The organism is Rhizobium sp. 05L419 (assembly GCF_056397845.1).
Genome location: NZ_JBFTOF010000023.1, coordinates 75,941 through 96,246 on the forward strand (window position 1 = coordinate 75,941; position 20,306 = coordinate 96,246).

16 protein-coding genes and 2 pseudogenes are annotated in these 20,306 nt (G+C 56.2%); 13 read left to right on the top strand and 5 right to left on the bottom strand.

The window, feature by feature from the left end; genetic code table 11:
• The first annotated feature begins 6 nt into the window (after window positions 1-6).
• The 6 genes from AC1DMK_RS23875 to AC1DMK_RS23900 all read left to right on the top strand — a co-directional run bounded on the left by AC1DMK_RS23875 (window position 7) and on the right by AC1DMK_RS23900 (window position 5,665).
• Window positions 7-297 carry an acyl carrier protein gene (locus AC1DMK_RS23875; protein WP_477862554.1) on the top strand — a complete coding sequence of 97 codons (291 nt, stop codon included), beginning with the start codon at window positions 7-9 and terminating at the stop codon, window positions 295-297.
• A 133-nt stretch (window positions 298-430) separates the two neighbouring features.
• Window positions 431-1,633, top strand: coding sequence for a beta-ketoacyl-[acyl-carrier-protein] synthase family protein (locus AC1DMK_RS23880; protein ID WP_477862556.1), 1,203 nt, complete (start codon window positions 431-433; stop codon window positions 1,631-1,633).
• Window positions 1,634-1,647: 14 nt separating this feature from the next.
• Window positions 1,648-2,631, top strand: a complete 984-nt coding sequence (locus tag AC1DMK_RS23885) for a beta-ketoacyl synthase N-terminal-like domain-containing protein (RefSeq protein WP_477862558.1) — start codon at window positions 1,648-1,650, stop codon at window positions 2,629-2,631.
• Window positions 2,628-4,091: a class I adenylate-forming enzyme family protein gene (locus AC1DMK_RS23890; RefSeq protein ID WP_477862560.1), complete on the top strand. Its 1,464-nt coding sequence runs from the start codon at window positions 2,628-2,630 to the stop codon at window positions 4,089-4,091. The genes AC1DMK_RS23885 and AC1DMK_RS23890 overlap by 4 nt, the downstream gene beginning before the upstream one ends.
• Before the next feature lie 12 nt (window positions 4,092-4,103).
• Window positions 4,104-4,667, top strand: coding sequence for a type I phosphoribosyltransferase (locus AC1DMK_RS23895; RefSeq protein WP_477862562.1), 564 nt, complete (start codon window positions 4,104-4,106; stop codon window positions 4,665-4,667).
• A gap of 11 nt (window positions 4,668-4,678) precedes the next feature.
• Window positions 4,679-5,665 carry a hypothetical protein gene (locus AC1DMK_RS23900; protein ID WP_477862564.1) on the top strand — a complete coding sequence of 329 codons (987 nt, stop codon included), beginning with the start codon at window positions 4,679-4,681 and terminating at the stop codon, window positions 5,663-5,665.
• A gap of 142 nt (window positions 5,666-5,807) precedes the next feature.
• On the opposite strand, the gene AC1DMK_RS23905 is transcribed toward AC1DMK_RS23900, so the two are convergent.
• Window positions 5,808-7,364 (bottom strand): L,D-transpeptidase family protein, encoded by a 1,557-nt coding sequence (locus AC1DMK_RS23905; protein ID WP_477862566.1) that lies wholly within the window; start codon window positions 7,362-7,364, stop codon window positions 5,808-5,810.
• A 789-nt stretch (window positions 7,365-8,153) separates the two neighbouring features.
• Between AC1DMK_RS23905 and AC1DMK_RS23910 the strand changes: the two genes are divergently transcribed.
• The 3 genes from AC1DMK_RS23910 (at window position 8,154) to AC1DMK_RS23920 (ending at window position 12,575) form a co-directional block, all read left to right on the top strand.
• Window positions 8,154-11,063 (top strand): Tn3 family transposase, encoded by a 2,910-nt coding sequence (locus AC1DMK_RS23910; RefSeq protein WP_477862568.1) that lies wholly within the window; start codon window positions 8,154-8,156, stop codon window positions 11,061-11,063.
• 137 nt (window positions 11,064-11,200) lie between these two features.
• Window positions 11,201-11,833, top strand: a complete 633-nt coding sequence (locus AC1DMK_RS23915) for a LysE family translocator (RefSeq protein WP_477862570.1) — start codon at window positions 11,201-11,203, stop codon at window positions 11,831-11,833.
• Between the two features lie 175 nt (window positions 11,834-12,008).
• The gene (locus tag AC1DMK_RS23920) at window positions 12,009-12,575 is read left to right on the top strand and encodes a recombinase family protein (protein ID WP_477862572.1); all 567 of its coding nucleotides are present in this window, start codon (window positions 12,009-12,011) and stop codon (window positions 12,573-12,575) included.
• 518 nt (window positions 12,576-13,093) lie between these two features.
• On the opposite strand, the gene serA is transcribed toward AC1DMK_RS23920, so the two are convergent.
• Entirely contained in the window at window positions 13,094-14,332 is a 1,239-nt protein-coding gene (gene serA, locus AC1DMK_RS23925) for a phosphoglycerate dehydrogenase (RefSeq protein ID WP_477862574.1), read from the bottom strand.
• A 208-nt stretch (window positions 14,333-14,540) separates the two neighbouring features.
• Between serA and AC1DMK_RS23930 the strand changes: the two are divergent.
• The 3 genes and pseudogenes from AC1DMK_RS23930 to AC1DMK_RS23940 form a co-directional block, all read left to right on the top strand.
• Window positions 14,541-14,752 (top strand): annotated as a pseudogene (locus AC1DMK_RS23930) (ISL3 family transposase); the annotation flags it as partial.
• 219 nt (window positions 14,753-14,971) lie between these two features.
• Window positions 14,972-15,178: a cold-shock protein gene (locus tag AC1DMK_RS23935; protein ID WP_037210856.1), complete on the top strand. Its 207-nt coding sequence runs from the start codon at window positions 14,972-14,974 to the stop codon at window positions 15,176-15,178.
• 147 nt (window positions 15,179-15,325) lie between these two features.
• Window positions 15,326-15,559, top strand: coding sequence for a hypothetical protein (locus AC1DMK_RS23940; protein WP_477862576.1), 234 nt, complete (start codon window positions 15,326-15,328; stop codon window positions 15,557-15,559).
• 211 nt (window positions 15,560-15,770) lie between these two features.
• Here AC1DMK_RS23940 and AC1DMK_RS23945 read toward each other — a convergent pair whose 3' ends face one another.
• Both AC1DMK_RS23945 and AC1DMK_RS23950 read right to left on the bottom strand, forming a co-directional pair.
• The gene (locus tag AC1DMK_RS23945; RefSeq protein WP_477862578.1) at window positions 15,771-16,937 is read right to left on the bottom strand and encodes an ATP-binding protein; all 1,167 of its coding nucleotides are present in this window, start codon (window positions 16,935-16,937) and stop codon (window positions 15,771-15,773) included.
• 756 nt (window positions 16,938-17,693) lie between these two features.
• Window positions 17,694-18,605 carry a DMT family transporter gene (locus AC1DMK_RS23950; RefSeq protein WP_477862580.1) on the bottom strand — a complete coding sequence of 304 codons (912 nt, stop codon included), beginning with the start codon at window positions 18,603-18,605 and terminating at the stop codon, window positions 17,694-17,696.
• Window positions 18,606-18,759: 154 nt separating this feature from the next.
• Between AC1DMK_RS23950 and AC1DMK_RS23955 the strand changes: the two genes are divergently transcribed.
• Window positions 18,760-19,620 (top strand): helix-turn-helix domain-containing protein, encoded by an 861-nt coding sequence (locus AC1DMK_RS23955; protein WP_477862582.1) that lies wholly within the window; start codon window positions 18,760-18,762, stop codon window positions 19,618-19,620.
• A 6-nt stretch (window positions 19,621-19,626) separates the two neighbouring features.
• On the opposite strand, the pseudogene AC1DMK_RS23960 reads toward AC1DMK_RS23955, so the two are convergent.
• Window positions 19,627-19,953, bottom strand: a pseudogene (locus tag AC1DMK_RS23960) (TetR-like C-terminal domain-containing protein); the annotation flags it as partial.
• Window positions 19,954-20,306 lie beyond the last annotated feature (353 nt).

Sequence of the window (20,306 nt, forward strand, 5' to 3'; positions counted from 1 at the left end):
CGAACAATGACAAAAGCGATTTCCAATTCAGACAACGATATCGACTTGCACGGAAGGCTAGGATCGATCCTTGGACGATCTTTCCAGATCAATGCGAACAATCTTCAGGAAAGCACGGAATTGGCATCGTTGGGGATCGACAGCCTTTCCCTGGTTGAGTTGGCAAATTCAGTGGAGACCGAGTTTGGAGTGCCCGTCGACGACAAAGCAATAGAAAACCTCAAGACGTTTGGCGACCTGGTTGCTCACATTTCTCTGTCACTGCCAGAAAATGTCGGTACCGGAACCCAGCGTTAGCAGCTGGATCCAATACGCTTACACATGACCGGACGTTGGCGTCGCCAAAGGATGTTTCGATGTTGTCGAAACGGATGGTCCTTTCATAGCCACTGTTAGAGAAACTCGTACCAAATAAAAATCGTGAGGGGATATGCGCGTCGTTGTTTCAGGTTTGGGTGCGTTCACCCCCCTTAGTCGAAATACCCTGGAATTCTGGGGCAGCATGCTTCAGATGACATCCCGGATCGCACCACTGACCCGTTTCAACACGGCGGGGCTTCGCTCGAGCCTCGTTCAGGAGATCGAAAAATCGGACTTGCAATCGCTGCGCGAGGATCTCGATCCAGACGGTGAGTTCGATGCCGTGGCGCATCTCGCCATAGGCACCGCCAGAGAGGCTGTACTCGAAAGCGGCTTGCCAGATGAGCTTTTGCGAAGATGTGGATTGTATCTGGCTTCAAGCAGCGTTGGCTGGGAATCGGGCGAGCCAGCCTATCGCAGTTGGGCCAACGGTACCAAGGGCGAGGCGGCTACCTGTCTGGCTAAGAAAGCAAACCCCGCCGGCACTTTCGCTCTCGGTCGTCGTATACTCGGAATAGCGGGTCCAAACCGACTTTTTTCCGCCGCCTGCGCGTCCGGTGGGCTGGCGCTCGGAAGTGCTTACGATCAGGTTCGTCTTGGCAGGGCCCCTGCAATGCTCGTGTGCGGCGCAGATCTTCTGGCAGAGGTACCTCTTGGCGGCTTCAACAGCCTGCGGATGGTCAGTCGGGATGTTTGCCGCCCGTTTAGCCGCGACCGCGCTGGAATCGTGTTGGCCGAAGGTGGCGCCGCCGTCCTGATCGAACCTCTCGATCAGGCGATTGCGAGAGGGGCGCGCATTATCTGTGAAATCAAAGGTTACGGCATTGGATGCGACGCCAACCATATGACCCGACCGCACGCGCCCGGTATCGCGCGAACGATCCGGGCTGCACTCAAAAATGCGGGAATATCACCATCGAATGTTGGATTTGTAAACGCTCACGGAACAGGCACTAAAATCAACGACGCAAATGAAGCCGCTGCAATTCAAGACGTTTTCGGCGACACGCGACCGGCAATCACAGCAATCAAATCGTCTCAAGGTCATATGCAGGGATGTGCCGGGGTCTTCTCGGCAGTCTCAACCGCGATCAGCTTGAGAGAGAAGCTATTACCTCCAATCGCGAATTTTTCGCAACCCGACGATGATGTGGACTTGGACTTCGTGGCAGGAACTCCACGACCTCTGGCAGGCGGAGATGGGATTTTCAACGCATTCGGATTCGGCGGAGTGAGTTCCACAATCGTTTTCTCGCCGGCGCAGGTTTCATGATGCGGAGACCCCATATGAGAGATGTTTTCATCACTTCAGTTGCCGGACGACACCATTGCGGTGTCTTTCGCGACGTTGAAACCGCAATCGAGGCTCGGATCCCCGTTGATCGACGGGTCAACAGATTGCCCGAGCCGGCGGGGCCATCGCGGAACTGGGAGGGGCTGGCATATGTCGATCGAATTTCGCGCATTGTTGTGGGAACTGCCACTGAGGTCCTGCAGGGGAAGGTTCATGATGGCGGCGCCGGCATCTCGCTTGGCACGTTCTACGGCTCCCAGAGAATAAATGAAGAAATGCTTGAGACGCTTGATGCGAGCGGACCGAGAGCGCTTTCGGCCAACGATTTTGCGATCGATACTTTCAATTCCCCGGGCTCACTTGCTGCGATCAAGCTGGGCCTTGTCGGCCCCAACTCGACCCTTCTGACGCTCACTAGCCCCTTGGACAGCATCGCCTGGGCCCATGAGCAGATAGCGGCTGGTCGAACTGATACTATGTTGGCCGGAGGCTACGACGAAATCACGCCTTTCCTGGAACACATTGTCTCCGGCACCCTGCCAGCGTTGGCAGAGGCCGCCTGTGTTCTCCTGCTCGAAGAGGGGGGCAAGGCGATAGCTGATGGCCGACCGGTGCTTGCCGCGGTCAAGGGCTATGGATCCGCATCGTCAAAGGGCTACGTCGGCTGCAAAGACGCGATCGCCGCTGCATTGGAAGATGCGCATCTAAGCTCGGCAGATATCGATATTATCCTGATGGCGTCGTCGGACATCGACGAAAGCGGCGGAGAGGCGATGGCGATCAGGGATCTTTTCACCCACTCGACGCCGAAGGTGTTGGATACGAAAGCATATATTGGCCACTCACTCGGGGCGGCCGGCGCGTTCGATGTGGCTTATGCTGCCTGTCTTTGCGAGAGAGGGGAAGCCGCCAACGTCCTCGTCAATGCTCACGGTCTGGGCAGTGGCTTCGCTAGTCTTATCGTAGGTGCCGCATGACCGGTTTGCTCGGATATCTCCAAGCCAATGTCAAAACCAATCCTGACAGGGCCGCATTGATCTACGGTGATCACGTATCGTCGTGGGAGGATCTTTGGCGCGAAAGCCGCCATACGGCCGCGGCACTTGCGAAAGTAGTAGGTCCCGGCGACAGAGTTCTCCTCGCTCTCAATGCGGGAAATTACGTCGTTGCGTTGCTGGCATGCATACACATTGGAGCAGTCGCGGTTCCGTTGACGCGCCGAGAAACGGCCAGGGAAGTTGGCGAAATTCGGGCGGAACTCTCCCCTAGTCTCTGTATCGTGGATGATGATACTGCGCAGATCATGAAACTGCCAGCCGACCGAAGGAGTTTAAACTGGGGCCAGCTTCTTGGTGACCTCGAAAGGCAAGATGTTTGCCTGAACCAAGACCTTGCGGCGATCATCCATTTCTCCTCCGGTTCGACGGGTAGACCGAAGCCGATTCCGAGATCCCATCGCAATCTCTCGCTTGAAGCAGATTCAGTGGCCGATGCGATTCCGCTGGGGAGCGAAGACGTCGTCTTGTGCACAACACCTCTACAACACAGTTATGCCGGCGGTCTGATGGCGGCCTGCATCAGAGCAAATGCGACCATCGCGATCATCGACGGGTTCAAACCGTCAGGTATCGTTGAATTTGCCGGCAAAATTGGCGTGACGATCTTGGCGGGAACGCCTTATTTGTTCTGCGCGCTGGGGGCACTCAAGCAGCGCGCGCAGATCGAACTCCCTCGGCTGCGATTTGGTATCGTAGGCGGAGCCTATCTCCCCACCAGTTTTGTGGAATCATTCAGCGATAAGTTCGGCAAGCCGCTGATCCAGGAATACGGCCTCAGTGAGGGTGGAATCGTTTCCTTCAATTCCATTAGCAACCTGTCTAAGCCAACTTCCGTCGGACGTCCCATAGCAGGCGTATCACTGTCCATAGTCACGCAAACCGGCGAGGTGGCCCCGGTCGGGGTCACAGGAGAACTGGTCGTTTCGCGCGAAGCCATGCCAACCTTTTACATAAATCATGAGGACGAAACGCGCCGCGTCTTTTCCGGCTGCTCGGTTCGCACAGGTGACCTCGCCTACGTCGACGGTGATGGTGATTTCTTCATCGTGGGCCGCATCAAGCAGATGATAAACGTGTCGGGAAATAAGGTTTCTCCTGCTGAGGTGATGGAAGTGATCATATCGTCGGGACTAGTCGAAGATGCCGCCATAACAGCGATCACAAATTCTGACCTCGGAGAGGTAGTAGGTGCATTGGTTGTTCCCAAGCAGGCCGTTCTCGAACCGCAACACTTCATTTCAGAGATATTGCAGTATTGCCGCAGTCAGCTTGCAGCTCACAAAGTGCCACGTAGGCTGACCCTTTGTGCCGAAATGCCACGCCTTCCGAACGGCAAAGTTGATTCTAAAACCGTTCGCATGCTTCTCGAAGCGCATTGACAGGAGACTAAAGTGGTAAATTCTCTTCTTAGAGAAGTGTACGAAAAAGCGACCGTCGTTAAATCGGGAACATACTACACATCCGTAAATGAGTTGTGTGACCAAATGCCGGCGCTACGTCCCGACGTGTTGTGGGCAGCGACGCGAGAGCTTCTGAGGCTGGGCACCTTCGAGGGAAATAAAATCTTAAGCGAGGAAGATAAAGGCGCGCCTTTGGCGACGGCCCTATCACTGACCACCGGCATGCCACTTTGCATGGCGCGCTGGTATCCGTACGCGATCCCAGGACAGCTCGAAATCTCGATGAAGAACGAGTATTTCTCGGGTAAGCTTTACCTAAACGGGGTCGCCCCCGGCGACAAGCTGATCCTGATCGAAGATACAATTAGCACCGGGGGAACGATGATTGCCCTCATCGAGGCAGCCCGTGCGTTAGGAGCAGAGGTTGTCGAAGCACTCGCACTCGTGGAAAAATTTGAAAACGACGGGTGTGAAAAGGTCCGGGCCGCAACTGGCGTGGCAGTCAAGACTGCCATGAAGATCAGCGTCAAAGAAACCGGTGTGGCCGTACTTTAAGGATTGTTGCGATGAGAATGTTTTCGTTTTTGGATGGTCTCCTGAAAATCGATGCCGACGAAATTATGAAACGGACATCGCCTCTACCGAGCGATACCGTCTTAATCTCTGGAACACTGGTAGAAGGTATCGGGAACAAGCACTCCGATATCGACGTCTATGTGATTACGGACGAATTGCCGGATGAGGCGAGGCTCGGCAAGCACCAATTCACAGGGTATCATCAGGGCCGCATACGCCAATATTACGATTATATTGGCATCGATGGTTTCGGTTTCGACGTCGAGTATTATACCTGGACCGAGGTCCAAGAAATGATCAGCCAGGTCGGTGACCTCTATCGGAAAGCCCGAAGCCATACGAAAATCCTCCGCCAAAAACTTAAGTATGGCGATGACGACGCGCTCCATAAGTTCCGCGTCGGCGAATGTTTGACCGGGAAAGATCGATACGAGGCGGCTTTCGACCCTCAGACCTGGAAGCAGCTCTGTTTCACACAATATCGGAACAAAACCGGCGGTTTCCCGGAGTTCAAGGATATGATGGGGGCATGGGGCTCAGGCGATTATGATACAAGCCTGTTTGTTTGCCGAGCCTATCTGGCCGATCAAGCAGCTGGCCTTTATCATCTCACGGGCATCTCAAACACCAAGCCGAAGTGGATCGCGCAAAACCTCAAACGACTTCCCATCGAACTCCACGAACTGGCCGAGGATATTCTTCAGTGGTTTTTCGAAGGCACCGATGATCACACCGCCCGCAAGGAGGCGGTTTTAAAAGCCTGCGACTTGTTGGACCGAATCTATGCCGCTGAACAGCGCCTCCTTGCCTCGGATCCGACCTTTTATTCTCCTGAGGAGGCACTGCAGTTAACCGAGGAAGAATTCGAGCGGGAACTCTATCACGATCCGCAGACCCTAGTTGAGTTTGAGCATCGCCGGCTGCTCTTTTCCGGGGCGGACAAGACACTGCGCCAGTTTATGAAACAATACTCTTAGCAGCTTCGCAGCCGTAAGATTGGTGTCGCGTGGTGTCATCGACGCGCAAGGTTGGCTTTGGCGCCTGTGGTGGCTCAAGATCAAACGCACATTTAGCAAGACACAGGCTCGCCACTAACTCTCTCTATTGCTTGTCGGGGCTTTAAGAGAATCTGCCACTGGCCTTGCCAAAGTAGAACAATTCTTTCCCAGCCTCTGGTGCTGAGTCCGGGAATATAATGTATCCGGCTCCGGGTGCTCTGATCTCCTCGCCAGCAGCCCTACAGGCTACGATCTCGCCAGCGCTGACCGGATCGCCGGTTTTCCAAGCCTTGGCTAGCCGATCGTGAGAATCCTTGGCAAATGTAACATCGACAAGCTCGATTGCCCGCGTGACGGTCCGTTTCGGCAATGGCGCGTCGATGAGGCGAAGGACAGCAAGAGCCCGACGTATGGCATTGGCCGCGACGATGGGGGCCTCAAAATCAGCGTGCGAACCGCATTCGAGAGTTACGCCATAGCCCCCGATAAACCGCATGTATTCTGTGGTCCCCACACCAGACGAAAACGAGGGAACAACCTCGCCATAATCTAACTTCACCCGCTCGGATTCTCGCGCGAGGCCATTGACGTTGGTGGAGAGCCAACCGTGTAAGATCAGATCCGGTCCCAACACGGAAGCAAATGCTTCCTCTTCGCTGGCTCGGGCGAATGGCTCGATAGGGTTATCATTGTCCTGCGGCCCGACAAATACAAAAGGTGATCCCTGTGACCGAAAAGAGTGCAGGTCCAACAACACATCGTGCTCGCGCATTATGGCGCAGATCTGGTTCGCGAGGTGATCTTCATATTGCCGCGGCACGATTACCTCGCGCAAGTCGCGGTTAAAGTTGCGATCCCCTTCGCGCGTACCCTTCAAAAATGCTTTAAGATTTACAACAGGAACAAAGGTAACCAGCCCGCGCTCGATCTTCAGCTTGCGGCTTGTGCATTCACCAATGATTTCTCGGATAGCCTGAGGACCACATGTTTCATTGCCATGTACCGCCCCCAATACGAGAAGTCGGGGCCCCGGTCGCAGTCCTCTGAATTGATGTATCTCGATCGGGCCTGGCTTGTACTGCTGCTTATCGGCGGGTTCATCGAAATCGATATCGATGACCATCCCCGGTAAAAGCCGAGAGGCAAGGATTTCCAGATCCCTTTGACGGACAGCGACGCAACCGGCCGTTCCCGACATTTCAGCTTTAGCGGCGTGAACGAAAAGCGCACTTCCCCGATAAGGCTCGACGCTGGAATCATTGTAACCAATCGGCACGACAATATCGAATAAGGGTTCCGCTCGCTCTCTATTCATACGCTCTGAGTCCGGAGCGCCACCGGGTGTAATCGTAAGGCGATTGTAAGTTGGACGGTCGGCGTCCTCTTCCCAAACCATATCGTCAGTCATGGGAACGAACGGAAATGACAATCCTGAAAGAGGAGGGGACCATCGGGCGGAGTTGAAGAAGCCGTATCGAAGCGGAAACACACCAATGGGAGTGCGGCCATCGCCCTCTCGCTTCATTGAGGCTGCAATCAATCCACTGCGCCCGACAACGCAAGGCACTGACCATTCTCCAATTGATAAAGTTCCACGATGCGGCTCTGATGAGTTGTGCGGAACGCGAACCTTTACAGTCGGAAGATGACGATTATGATGAGGAATGGCCGAGGTCATGAAAAGAAAGCCCGGGTTAGTGCCCGCGTTCGAGAGTTCATGAATTACCGCCGTAACCTGTTTGCAACCGAGACCAATTGGAAAATTGGGTCAAATGATGTGGAGTCGTATAGTACGAGACCTGCAACCGCCGAGCCAATCGCCTTTTTGTAGCAGACAATGTCAATCAGCAACATCCGTCTTCGCCAGAACAGCTACTCCCCGATGCAAATTGTTTTTGCGTAACCGCCTGGTCAAAAACGGAAATCCGACCCTTGGTGACCGCTGGGTCTCTCAAGGATGGCGTATTGCAATCGAACAAGGGTGCTTGCTCCAAAGGAACTGTTACGTACGGTTCAATTCCAATGAAGCTGTCCCGATAGGGTTGTCGAGAAAGCAGCTTGTAAGTTTTCTCACATACCGCCGTGCGTGTGCCGCGCCGGTAGTGATGTCCATCGTCATCCGCAACCTCGCTGAATGGTCCGCGATAAACCACAGCGTGGCCTTGGTCATAACAGGGTCCCTGTTTTCCCTTATAGGCCTCCAGCACCACTGCACGTATCTCGACCCCGTCGACCGTTCGGACAGGTCGGTCCTGTGCGAGGTTATAGGTGATTCCGTGGAAACCCGCTCGCGCAACGATTTCGGCCGCATACTCTTCAAGCGGGAAACTTGTTGCCTCCCAAGTTGGCCCAGTCGGCCCGAAGCTGCGAAATTGGCCAAGTCAAAGAACGTTGTGGGAACACGGCGCTGGTAATTGACGACCGGTTTGATGGGGAATGACATTCCGCTCCAATTTCAGGAGTGGTGATGAGTATGAGTATTTCGGGTGAGGATTTGATCGGGCGATGGAGCCTGAGCTTTGACGACATTGATTTCGTAAATTCTAAGCCGGTTCTGACGCGCCTTGGGCTGGCTGTTCAGATGAAGTTCTTCAGCTCTCGCGGCTTTTTCGCGACAGATCATGGCTCAATCCCCGCCGATGGCATCTCGTATTTGGCCGAGCAGCTTGGCGTCGAAGCTGACGAGGTAGACGGTTATGACTTCTCCAGTCGCACCGCCCGCCGGCATTGCGCTGAGATTTTGAAGCATCTCGGTTTCCGCGGCATGAAGCAGGCGGATCGCGAGCAACTGACGGCGTGGATCGCCAAGGATTTGTGTTTTGCAGGGCAGTCGGTCAACGCTTTGCTTGAGCGTGTCTACCTCTGGTACCGAGACCGGCGCATTCACGGGCCGTCGCACAAGGAACTCGAACGCCAGGTCCGCTCGCAACGGCAGCATTTTCTAGATACCTGGCTCAGCGGGGTCAACGATCGGCTTTCGCCGGACGCGATTGTGCTGCTGGAAGCGTCACTTGCCGACCCGGACGGCCCAACCGGTTTCAACACGATGAAAGGGGATGCCGGGCAGGCGACGCTCGACAACATTCTCGACGTGACGGCAAAACTCGCCTTCATCCAGAAGCTTGGTCTGCCCGGTGATCTCCAGTCGATTACCGGCAAGGCGTGGGTGGATCAGGTCGTTCGCCGCGTCGCCGGCGAAAAGGCCTCGGAGATGCGCCGGCACACGCCGGCGCGGCAGCTTGGGCTTTACGCGATCTATCTGCTGTCGCGTGAAGCGCAGCTCACGGACGCGATGGTCGATCTGCTGATCGAGACCGTCCACAAGATAGGCACGCGCTCAAAACGCAAGGTGGTCGGCGATATCGCCAAGGATATCGACCGGGTCTACGGCAAGGAGCGGCTTCTGGTCGAGATTGCCAGCGCCTCGATTGAGGAACCGTCGGGGCGGATCTGCGATGTCATTTTCCCGATCGTCGGCAAGGAAAAGCTGGCGGCGATCGTCAAGGAAAGTCATGCAAAAGGCGCTCTTGACCGGCGTATCTATAAGGTGATGCGCGGGTCCTGGGCCAATCATTACCGACGCATGCTGCCGAACCTACTTTCGGTCCTGGAATTCCGGTCGAATAACGCCGTGTGGCGGCCGGTTCTGGCCGCGCTGGACTGGATCCGCAGCAAGATCGATGACGGATGCCGGTTCGTGCCATCAAAGGATGTTCCGACCGACGACGTCATTCCGGCGCGATGGCGTAGTTCGGTCATCGACGACGATGGAAGGGTGAACCGGATCAGCTATGAGCTTTGCGTCTTGACTCAGTTGCGCGACCGCATCCGTTCCAAAGAGATCTGGGTCGTCGGCGCAGATCGATACCGGAATCCCGATGATGATCTTCCGAAGGATTTCGAGGTTCGGCGCGAGGCCTATTATTCCGGCCTGGACCTGACGCCCGACGCAGCAGCTTTCGTTGCCTCCGTCCGGAAGGAGCTTGAACATGAACTCTTGCTGTTGAACGCGGATATCCCAAAGAATGACAAGGTGCGTCTGCTGTGGCGCGGGGAAAACCGTATATCCATCACGCCGTTCAAGCCATTGTCCGAGCCGAAGGGTCTCGCCTCGATCAAAAGCGAGATCGGCCAGCGCTGGCCGATGACAGGGCTGCTCGATGTGTTGAAGGAGGCCGCGCTCGATACCGGTTTGCTGGAGGCCTTCGAGACATCAGCGTCGCGGGTCGCCCTGTCGAAAGCGGCGCTGGATCGACGTCTGCTGCTATGCCTCTACGGCCTGGGCACGAACGCCGGGCTCAAGCGGGTGGCCGGGGCCACACCCGATGTCACTTATGAAGAACTCCTGCATGTCCACCGCCGCTTCATCCATGCGCCGGCGCTGAGAGAGGCGTGCGCGCGGGTTGCGAATGCGACATTGTCGATCCGCAATTCTGCCGTTTGGGGCGATGCAGGAACGGCGTGCGCGTCGGACTCCACGAAGTTCGGTGCGTGGGACCGCAACCTGATGACGGAATGGCATGCTCGCTACGGTGGTCGTGGCGTCATGATCTACTGGCATGTCGAAAAGCGCGCGACCTGCGTCTATTCCCAGCTCAAGCGATGCTCTTCCTCTGAAGTTGCCTCCATGATCGAGGGCGTGCTTCGTCACTGCACCGATATGGAGATCCAACGTCAGTATGTTGACAGTCACGGCCAAAGTGCTGTCGGTTTCGCGTTCTGCCGCCTTCTCGGCTTTGAGCTTGCGCCGCGTCTGAAGGCAATTGCCCGCCAGAAGCTGGCTCTGCCGGATACGGCGATGCGCATGCAATTGCCGAACCTTCTGCCGATCCTTTCCAGCCCAATCAACTGGGATGAGGTCGAACAGCAGTATGACGAGATGGTCAAATATACTGCAGCCATGCAGACGAGAACGGCGGACCCTGAAGCAATCCTGCGGCGGTTTTCTCGAGCAGAGGTGATGCATCCCACCTATAAGGCTCTGAGCGAGCTCGGACGAGCGATCAAGACGATATTCCTGTGCCGATATCTGCGCCAGGAGGCCTTCCGCCGCGAAATCCACGAAGGGCTGAACGTTGTCGAGAACTGGAACAGCGCCAACGGTTTCGTCTTCTTTGGCAAGGGTGGCGAGATTGCTACCAACAGTATCGAAGAACAGGAAGTCTCAGTTCTGGCGCTGCATCTGCTGCAAGCATCTCTGGTCTATGTGAACACACGGATGCTGCAGACCGTACTGATTGAGCCGAAATGGGCTGGCCGGATGACGTCGGAGGATTATCGCGGTCTCACGCCGCTGATCTACAGCCATGTGAATCCGTATGGCCGCATCGATCTCGATCTGAACAGCCGGATCGATTTTGGGCAGCTTGCAGCTTGACGAACGATGATACGCAGGAGGAAAAGTGGAGCAGGCAAGCCGATTGTGCGCCGGCTGCCCCTGATCCAAGATCGTGTTCTTAACGGCACAATCTCGGAACTGCCAAGATGGCACGACTTGTTTGAGGAGTGTGTCGCTTGCCGACCCTGCCAACTTTATCAGCATTCATAGTCCTCGTGTTCGGCATGGCACTCATTCCGGGGCCAAACATGGTCTACCTCATATCTCGTTCGATATGTCAGGGACGAGTTGCCGGCTTCATTTCCCTTGGTGGCGTCGCCCTCGGTTTTGCGGCCTACATGGTATGCACGGTCCTTGGTATTACAGCAGTCTTCGTGGCCGTTCCCTACGCTTACGACACACTTCGGTTGGCCGGAGCTGCGTACCTCCTCTATCTGGCTTGGCAGGCCGTCAGGCCCGGTGGCAGATCGCCTTTCGCGACACGGCACCTGTCGCCAGATAGTCCTCGGAAATTGTTTACGATGGGGCTCGCGACTAATCTTCTCAACCCCAAGGTTGCGATGCTTTATCTCTCTTTGCTCCCGCAGTTCATCGATCCCGCACGGGGGAGCGTGTTCGAACAATCGCTTGTTCTCGGGTTCACCCAGATCGTCGTTGCCGTTACCGTGCATGCCTCGATCATAGCAGGGGCCGGAGCCTTCGCCGCACTTCTCGGGCGTCATGCAGGCTGGATCACTATACAGCGTTGGATCATGGGTACAGTCCTTGCTGGCCTCGCTGTTCGAATGGCAGCTGAGGGCCGCCGTTGAGGACTATGTGTCCGGCGAATGGGCAACTGACGACTTTGAGCGTTACGATAACATAACATTTGGGTGCGCCCATGAGTGACAACCAAATGTGACACGCAGGGAATGTAACAAAAGGGTGGATTTTCGATAAAAGTGGCATTACAAATTGAAACCACCCTAATGTGACAGATTTGCTATGGCCCGCATCGGATACGCCCGCGTCAGCACCACAGATCAGGACCTCGATATTCAAAACGAGCGGCTGAAGTCCGCCGGTTGCGAAATCATCCGGTCAGAAACCGGATCGGGAGCGTCCCGGAAAGGACGCTCTGAGCTGGAAACCATCATGCAGTTTCTGCACGCGGGCGACGAGCTGGTGGTTCTGCGGCTTGACCGGCTCGGTCGATCTACCCGCGATGTTCTCAATCTCGTTCATGAGCTTGACGAAAAGGGCGCATCTCTGCGCGTCCTTGAACCTGAAGTCACGACGGCAGGCAGCATGGGCCGAATGGTCATCACCATCCTCGGCATGGTCGCCGACATGGAACTCAAGTTCATCAAGGACAGGCAACGAGCGGGTATCGACGCGGCAAAAGCTGACGGCATCTACAAGGGCCGGATAAAGAATGTCGATGACGCCGAAATTCGCAGGCGGATCGCTGCTGGCGCGACCAAAGCCGCCGTTGCCCGCAACCTGAACATTTCCAGGATGACTGTCTACCGCGCCTTGGAAGGTCAAGGCGCACCGCAAGATTCTATTTGATCACGAGTTCGCTATCTGTTCTTTGAGCTGGCCAAAATCGCAGCTTCGGGCCGACTAGGCCTGATGCAGCAGGTGGCTTGGGCAAACTGCGCTGTCGCACACCCTCGCGTGGCTGCGACAGCCGCGAGGGTTTCGGGAGAAGAGCGCAGAAACTCCTCGATTGTGTAGAGCGGCAAATAGCCGATGGGCTTTGACGGACCCACATCAGTCAAGCTGCGCAGCATATGCCGGTTCTCGTCGCTTAGTTCGAGGCTTGCCATAATCAACGACACTTCCGAGCTGCTGCGTGGCCAAGCTGGTTCTGCACGCTACGTTCATCGACATCGTCGTCGGTTAAAAGTGCCGCCAAGGGGTCGCGCCGGTCGAAGGGCAGGGCTTCGGCATGACGGTATTGGGCTCTGTGATTTGGCTTTTCCTAATTGACGACACTCAACTTCACTACGTGGAATCTTAACTACTTGAAAACGGTGAAGAAACTGCGTGAGAAACACTTAGAAAATGTTAGTCTCCCACCCGCGTCAGTAAAGCAATCGAGCTCGTATCGTACCCGGGATCCGGCGAAGCGCATCAAGTATGTCATCGGCTGTCTGGCCAACGCCCTCGGCTTCAATGACCACGTAACCCATTTCGCCGTACGTCTGCAGGAACTCGCCGACGATATTAAGAGCACGGGACGAAAAAATAGCATTCAGACTATTTAGCATGCCGGGGCGGTTCTCATGAACATGGATGAAACGCGTGCCGTTTGGACGTGGCGGCAGCTGAACCTGGGGGAAATTGACGGCGCCAAGCGTCGAGCCGACGTCGGAATACTCCACGAGCTTCCTGGAGACTTCCCCTCCGATGCGCTCCTGGGCTTCTTCGGTCGACCMGCCAATATGCGGCGTCAGTATTACATTATCCAAGCCTTGCAGCGGCGTTTCGAAACGCTCTTTATTTGATGCCGGCTCTTTCGGGAACACGTCCACAGCGGCGCCTGCGAGATGTCCGTCTTTCAAAACCTTCGCAAGCGCTTCAAGATCCACCACATTCCCGCGGGAATTATTGATGAAAAGGGCTCCCTTTTTCATTCTGCGCAGTTCGGCCTCAGTTATCATGTTTTGCGTCGAACTGGTTTCGGGTACATGCATCGTCACAAAATCCGAGATTTCGAGAAGGTCGCCGAGCGTCGCCATCGATTCTGAGTTGCCGTGGCGAAGCTTGTCTGAAGGATCAAAATAGCGCACGTTCATACCCATGCTTTCCGCAAGAACGCTAAGCTGCGAACCGATGTTGCCGTAGCCGACGATGCCCAGCGTTTTCCCACGCACTTCACGACTGCCGACAGCGGATTTGTCCCATCCGCCCTCATGAGCAGAAGCCGAACGCGGGAAAATCCGCCGGGTCAGCATTATGATCTCACCTATCACCAGCTCGGCAACCGAGCGAGTGTTCGAGTAAGGAGCGTTAAATACTGGGATCCCGCGTCGGCGGGCCGCATCCAGATCGACCTGATTTGTCCCGACAGAAAAACAACCGACGGCAATCAGCTTTTTGGCGGACCTAATAATTTCCTCTGTCAACTGGGTGCGTGAACGAATTCCGACAATATGCGCCTCAGCTATATGACTCTTGAGATCCTTGTCATCCAGGGCTTTCGGCAGATGAGTCAGATTGACGTAGCCGGATGACGTAAAGTAGTCGACAGCGCTCTGACTAATGCCTTCAAGCAGAAGTACGGAAATCCGATCGCGCGGGAGAGAAAGATTGCGGGTCATTGAATTGCTTTCGATTCTCGAATTCGATTAGGTCGAGGCTGCTCGTCGGCCATAAAGCGTAAGATATGGCAAAATGTTTAGCGGCCATCCAACGAACAGCGCAAGAACAAACTCCGCTCCGACCGCAGACAGGGAGATGTCAGCCCATTCAATCGAGCCCAAGAACCCGCCGATCCTTGGCAGAATGCACCCGTAAAGCCGAGTTCCCACGCTGAATGCCGCTGGCATTGATGACTGGGCATGGCGTCGCAACAACAGCTACGGCGGCATCGTTTGTGGTCTGGAGAGACGGCGTATCGTAACGCTGTTGCCGCCCGCGAAATGGCAAGGGTGGAGGCGTGATTTGCGGAACATCCGAGCATCACGGTCGTGTCGCGAGATCGCGGCGGTGGTTACGGCGAGGCGGCGGCACGCACTTTGGCCACATAGCGGGCAAGAACCTCGCACAGCGGTTCCGCTGATCTTGAGCACGAGCTTTCGCTGCTCAAATCAGCACTATGAACGGCCGTGCCGGGGTGCGAGCCCTGAGGAATTACCTTCAAGCGACAAGGCTCCTTTGCTTTTTGAGTCTGACTACCTATGTTCGCAGCGAAGAGCCAACGGCCCTTCGTCTGAAGAGAACAATGGGAGAAAGCCGAGATGGCTACAGGAACGGTTAAGTGGTTCAACGCAACGAAGGGTTTTGGGTTCATCCAGCCTGACGACGGCAGCACGGACGTGTTCGTCCACGTGTCGGCGGTTGAACGCGCGGGTATGCGTGGATTGAATGATGGTCAGAAGATCACCTATGAATTGGTGAAGGATCGCAAGTCAGGCAAAATGTCGGCGGACAACTTGCAAGCATAAGCCCGATTGCGAAGGCACCAGGTTTAGGAAGGCCGGGGCGAACCCGGCCTTCTTTGCTCCAAACTGTGTCCCGGCAGGGCAGGAGCATCCAGATTTTGCCATTCTTATCGGTCACTGCCCTTACTTCAATGATATGAAAGGGGATCCATGGAAACCAGCGCGAGCGACCGCGAACTCATCGTGGTTATGAGACGATATTTTGCTGCGAAAACCGAGCTCGGCGAGATAAGGGCGCGGCTGGAAGCGGCAAGGCAGGCCGCGGGCGAGGATATCGCCGCGTTTTACGACCCGCGCACTAACCCGATCCATGCTTGTGACATCGTGCGATCGCATGGTTTGAAGAACAAAATGATTTCGCTAATGGATCATGCCGAAGACTGAGGCAGGGCAGCGGCGGCTGCTGACCGGGAAGATCGATCGGAGAGAGCCTCGCCAGTGGTAGAACCGCTATCGATCGGTAGGAAGATCGATCTGCCATTCGGCGCGGACACGTAATTTCGATCAAACGATCAGCCGTCCCCGGCTGCGGCGCTCTGCGCCGTTGGGATGGCCTGAGCTCGCCGGCGCCAATGGGGCTTCCTGAGGCTTTCCCTCAACTCAGGTTGAGGAGCGCCTGCGCAGCGCTCTTCAGGGCCATGGCTTCAACGCGCTCTTTAAGAGGGAAGGTTTCTTGTCCTGGATAGACGACAATGCGTCTTGCTGGTTCAATATCCTCGCAAGCAACATAAAAGCCCTTTTCCACCTTCGGCGTCAGGCTGCGTTTGATTTCAATAGCCCAGGGTCGATCGCCAGGCGGAGTTAGAAGCAGGTCGATCTCAGCTCCTGCGGCGCTCCGATAGAAATTGTTCTGAGTTCCAGCGGGTGCGGCGGCTATAAGGGTTTCGATTACAAACCCTTCCCAACTTGCCCCTGCCACCGGGTGGCCGAGCACCTCTTCCTGCGTTGCAAGGCCAAGGAGGGTATGGGCTATGCCACTGTCGCGAACATAGATACGTGGCGATTTGACGAGACGCTTGCCGAGATTTGAATGCCATGGCTCGAGTCTTCGCACCAACAACAGATCAACCAGCAGGTCGAGATAGGACGCCACTGTCTTGCCGTCCACGCCGAGTGCTCGCGCGAAATCAGCGGCGTTGAGAAGCCCAGACTGATGGTGTGCAAGCATCGTCCAGAAACGCCGTAGCGTTTCGGCGGGAATGCGTGGCCCGAGGAGCGGAATGTCTCTCTCCAGATAGGTCCGGATAAAGTCCTGTCGCCACCGTTGGCTGACACGATCGCTCGACGCGAGAAAACTATCCGGAAAACCACCGCGGACCCAAAGCCTGCTCATGTCGCCAGCCGGCACTTCGGTACCATCGATCGGGTGCATTTCCAGATAGGCGATGCGTCCGGCAAGCGTTTCCCCGGATTGTTGCAAGAGGTCCATCGAGGCTGAGCCGAGCAACAGGAAACGCCCCGTCTTCTTTCCAGTGCGCCGGCCGCGATCGATCAAGCCACGCAAGTTTTGAAAGAGGTTGGGAAGCCGGTGGACCTCGTCAAGAATGACCAGCTTGTCGCTATGCTGGTCCAGATAGAGTTCCGGTTCGGTGAGCTTTGCCCGGTCGGCATCGGATTCAAGATCCAGATAAATAGACGGGCGACGTTCGCCTGTAGCCAGAGCGAGCGTCGTCTTGCCGACTTGCCGCGGTCCGATAAGTGCGACAGCCGGGTTGCTGTCGATTAAAGCATTTAGTTCAGCGGATATCCGACGATCAATCATCCTAGCATTTATGGAGTTTGATTCCGTAATTGCAAGGTAAATTGTGCAAGCCTAACCTTCCTCAAAAGGGGGCAGTGCCGCCAAGTTGTGGGAATTTCAGGACAAGGGTCGTAATCCGCCAGTGGATGCCAAGACCGCTTAGCTATACGTTCGGCGAATGACGATACGCCAGCCGTTTATGCTGTAGTGGCCCTGATTCAGGATCGCAAGCATGATGATCCGTTGCGGCTTGAGCCCCGTCGTGGGTACGGTGCGCGCGATCGCCGCCTCAGCCTCTTCATCGTCGAACTCACCCTCGACGACGATCGCGCCGTGCTGGTAGATAAGGATCGTGTAGCGACGGGGGTCTATATTGGATTCTCCATCACGCGTTGCTTGACACGCCCGGCGGTTCTTTAGTCTGCGTTCATAGCATGTGCACGTGCTGTCTGGACAGCCAAAGGAAGCTCAGGCGTTGCAGTCGACGGCTTCAAGGATCGCCTCTCTCGGAGAGATCGTACGGGGAGATGACCCCCGTCGTGCAAACCCTACGGAAACCGCCTCACCGCGTGGGGCCCAGTGTCTTGCCGAAGGCGTTTTTGAGTTTTTACTCAACGATTTGGCGGGAACGACGAGACAAACGATATCTGCGCGATCTGACACAGCGGCCGGCCCGGGCGGGGGCAAAGTTCGCTTGGCCGTTGATGCCCCGGTTCCGTGCGATCGGCTCCAGCGATCGGAACTCGACGACAACGTCGCGAGATCCAGCGCGCGGAATCAGGGGGCAGACAACCTCGCATCTGTCTGCGCAAGGCGACGGGCTGGCGGTCGGGCAAAGATGACCACGTTGCCGAGAAGCGTCAGCGCCAAGCCGATCAATCCCATGCCTGTCCAGTGGTAACCCTCGAAGACTGTGGAAAGCGACAGGGCGACGATCGGAAACAGCACGGTGGCATAGGCAGCCCGCGACGAGCCGATACGAGACACCAGCATGAGGTAGGTGGTGAAGCCGATCACCGATCCGATCGCCGCGAGATAGAGTAGGGCGGCGAGATAGGTGATGTTACGCGGCGCCAGGATCGGGGTTTGCGTAACCGCAATCAGCAGGACGAGCACGATCGCGCCGTAGGTCATGCCCCACGCATTGGCGGTCAGCGGCGAGATTCCGGCCGCGCTGTTTCGACGCGATGCCATATTGCCCAGCGAGAAGAACAGCGTGCCAAGCGCTGCGAGCCCGATCCCCTTTAACGTGCCTGCATCGAAATCGACGACAACGTCCTGTCCGAAAAGGAGGAGAAGGCCGGTTGCTCCGAGCGCGGCGGCCAGAATCGTGCGGCCTGTAATGGGGTCGCCGAAGAAGAGACGCGCATTGACGGCATTGTAGATCGTCGCGAGGGAGAAGATCACGGAGATCAGCCCGGACGGGATAGACGCGGCTGCGGTGTAGAAACAGATGAAATTGAGACTGAACAGACAGAGCGCTTGCGCAAGGATATAAGGCTGATCGCGTAGGGCAGGGAGCTTGAGCCGCCGCATGACAGCCAGAATGGCCACGAGGATCACGGCTGCGACCGCAAATCTGTAAAACACCGAGACTAGGACCGGCACGGGACCGACCTGCATCGCAATGGCGATCCAAGTCGTCCCCCATATGAGGACGGTCGAGATGAAGAGAGCAGCATTTGCCATGGCGAGATCCTTGTTCTCTCGACCAATAGGCGCACCATGGGCGGGTGTTTTGCAGAATCTTGCTATGAAATAGATCTGCCCGGACTTTCTGATCGCAAAAGGGATCATCCGACGGTATTGTTCGGAAGACACGGTCAGGTGCGGGGAAGAATTCTTGAAAGACAACCATCTCTCGGTTTTCAGGTTCTTGGCTGCATCTCCCTGCGCACGGCTGTCAAAGTCCATCGACCTGGGGTTCGGGCGATCCGCCGCCATCTGGAGCAATGCGCGGGACAGGATGAGCTATGAGCGGCCGGACGGGCATACGTTCAGTCTCTATCTCAATGGCGGCACTGGAACACGCCGCCTGGATGGCAGTCCCGCGCGCGGCCGGCCGGGAGCCATTTGCATCATGCCACAGGGGCACTCGTCCGAATGGGAAATCACCGACCCCTTCGACTTCTTTCATCTCTATGTTCCCGACGATCAGATGCGCCGGATGTTCGCCGAGACTTTTGACCGCGATGCTCGGCTCATGGTCCTTCCAGAAGTGACCTTCGCAGATGCGCCGACGCTCGCGCGCGCGCTTCAGCAGTTGGTGAAAGCGGTGCGTGCGGACGGTCAACTGTTGGCTGAGGAAGCTATGACGCAGGCGATCAGCGATTTGTTCGTCGATCCGCGCTACGGGGGAAGGCGTCCCTGCGCGATTAGCGGCGGTCTCGCTCCGCATGTGCGGCGTCGGGTTCTGGAATATATAGAGGTCAATCTCGATAAGACAATCCGCCTGCAGGACCTGGCGATGATCGCGCAGCTTAGCGCGTTTCATTTTCAGCGCATGTTCCGGACAACTTATGGCGTGTCTCCGCATGGCTGGCTTGCCCACCGACGTGTCGAGCGCGCCAAATCGATGTTGTGCGGCACGGACCCCATTGCGCAGATTGCTTCGGCCTGCGGCTTTAGCAGCCAGAGCCACATGACACGGGCGTTTAAGTTGGGCACAGGCGTCACACCCTCTACCTATCGGCAGCGCCAGTGAGAGAGATCATTCCGCCTGTCTGGCTTTCGAGCCGGCCGCGATGGTMAAAACGAACTCGTCGAGTTCCCGTTCGAGTTGCTCCATCGGAAGGCCCACGAAACGTGCTTCCAGGCTGATGCTGATTACGCCATGCACGGCTCCAAAAAGTGTGCGAGCGCGGCTGGCTCGTTCTTCGGCCGACATGCCTGGCTGTAGCTCGCGAAGTGGCTCGGCAATCACGTCCATCAAGAACATATGTTCCTCGAGATGCCACTGCGGCGATACCCAACCTTCGGGCAGGCGATGTTCGAACAGCGCCTTCCAGAGATGCCGATGCGTGACCGCGAACGTCAGATGTCGCGGAAGGCTATCGCGCAATGGACGAGCGGCGAGCTACAAAGGTGCTGCTCAGGGTTTGACGGGGCCCAAAGCGAAGTAGGGTTTACGAAAATAACGTGGAAAGCAGGTGAAAATCGGTAGCGTCGTTCAATCGAGAAATTGGCGACGAAACACGTAGAAGTTCCATAAGATAGATTATGCGATACTAAAAGTGTAGCGGGTACATTCTATTTCCAAGTGCGACATGCCAGTAATTTCAATGGCTTCACTTTGGAGATTTTGGCATGTCTCGATGCTATACGCAGATAACCCTCGCCGATCGCCGACGCCTGCATCACCTGGTGGCGGCAAAGGTTCCGGTCAACGAG